Raw genomic sequence first — 1,614 nt, forward strand, 5'->3', positions numbered from 1 at the left:
ATCCGTAGACGGACAAACCGGAGAGTAGCCCAACGCGCCAAACGCACCTGCTGACTTAACCGGAGCGCGCTAGCGAACGACATTGTGGTCGCGATGACGGCCGCAATGCATGCTCTTTCCGGCGAAAGCTGCGAGATCCGGCCGCTACGCCTGCGAGACAGTCTTGCCCATCACGCAGTGGTTCTTGCCCTTGGGCCGGACGTAGTCGAAGCCAGCCTGCTCGAAGAGGCTTCGAGTGCCGTTGTACATGAAAAGATGCCGAAGTCTTTTTGCCCTGTGTGTCGTGCGGATACGCCTCGACAACCCCACCACCGGCCCGCGTGATCAGATCAAGGGCAGCACGTAGCGCGACCGCCGACACTCCCCTACGCCGGGCGCCTTCGCGAGCTCTGACCCACGCTCCGGGTGTCTCCGTGAGATTGACGGGAAAATTCTTTCGGGTCGATGTCGATCCCGCGCGACCTCCTTCGTCGGTGGGGCAAACCACCAGCGAAGGGAACGAAAAATGTCGCTCACCGAGCACATGACCGCCAAGACCTCCGTCGAATCCACCCCTGACGAGGTCTTCGCAGCCATCACCAACGTGCGTGGATGGTGGAACGAGAACATCATCGGCGCCACCGCAGCCCTGCACGACGAGTTCGTCTTCACCGACGACAGCACATACGCGGGGGAGGCGGCCAAGTTGAATGATGGCATCCGGTTCGCCCGATTTCGCATCACCGAGGTGGTGCCAGGCAAGCGGATTGTCTGGCACGTTGTGGACTCCTACCTCACCTTCATCGAGGATCACGACGAGTGGACCGACACCAAGGTCATCTTCGACATCACCGCGAGTCCGAATGGGGCGACGGTCCACTTCACGCATGAGGGCCTGACCGCGGCTGACTCCGACTGCTTCGAGGCCTGCTCTCGAGGCTGGACCTTCTATATCACCGAGAGCATGCCGCAGCTGATCACCACCGGCACCGGCCGGCCGATCACGAAGTACGACGCCTGATCCGTCGCGACCCGAAAGATCGAACCCATGGCATCGATCGAAACTCGCATGACGACCGCCGATGTTGCTGCGCCGTCGGTGAAGGCACCCACCAACACCGCTGGAAGGCGTCAGACGCGCGCACGCCCGGGACTCGTCTTGGGGCTGGCGTGCACGGCCACGTCCATCGTGTCTCTCGACATCGCCATCGTGAACGTGGCGCTGCCGTCGATTCAACGGGACCTCGGGGTCAGCCAGGACAGTTTGCAATGGGTCGTTGTCGCCTACGGGATGCTGCTGGGGGGATTTCTCCTCGCCGGTGGACGGATGACCGACATGCTGGGTCGGCGTCGCATCCTGCTCACCGGCCTCGGTTTGTTCACCGCGGCATCGCTAGAGGCGGGTATCGCACAGAGCACCGGTGTGTTGATCACGGCCCGTGGGCTCCAGGGTCTGGGGGGTGCACTCATGACACCGGCGGCTCTGTCGCTGTTGGCCGCCGCCTTCCCCGAAGGCCGGGAGCGCAACCGTGCCCTCGGCATCTTCGCAGCCGTGGGCGGCGTCGCGGGCTCGCTGGGCGTCGCTGCCAGCGGTCTGATCGCCGCGGGTCCCGGGTGGCGGTGGGCGTTCTTCAT

General features: G+C 63.8%; 2 protein-coding genes. Both read left to right on the forward strand.

Going from position 1 to position 1,614, the window contains the following annotated elements:
- Positions 1 to 505 precede the first annotated feature (505 nt).
- Complete coding sequence (locus tag ELR45_RS33995; protein WP_129670235.1) at positions 506 to 1,000, forward strand: SRPBCC family protein; 495 nt, start codon at positions 506 to 508, stop codon at positions 998 to 1,000.
- Positions 1,001 to 1,027: 27 nt separating this feature from the next.
- The coding region (locus ELR45_RS34000; RefSeq protein ID WP_205857811.1) for an MFS transporter at positions 1,028 to 1,614 on the forward strand (587 nt) is incomplete at its 3' end.

Source organism: Phytoactinopolyspora endophytica (genome assembly GCF_004138495.1).
GTDB lineage: Bacteria > Actinomycetota > Actinomycetes > Jiangellales > Jiangellaceae > Phytoactinopolyspora > Phytoactinopolyspora endophytica.

Bases quoted from the DNA above. Each gene is read 5' to 3' on its own strand.
- ELR45_RS33995 (WP_129670235.1), top strand. From the start codon at position 506: ATGTCGCTCACCGAGCACATGACCGCCAAGACCTCCGTCGAATCCACC.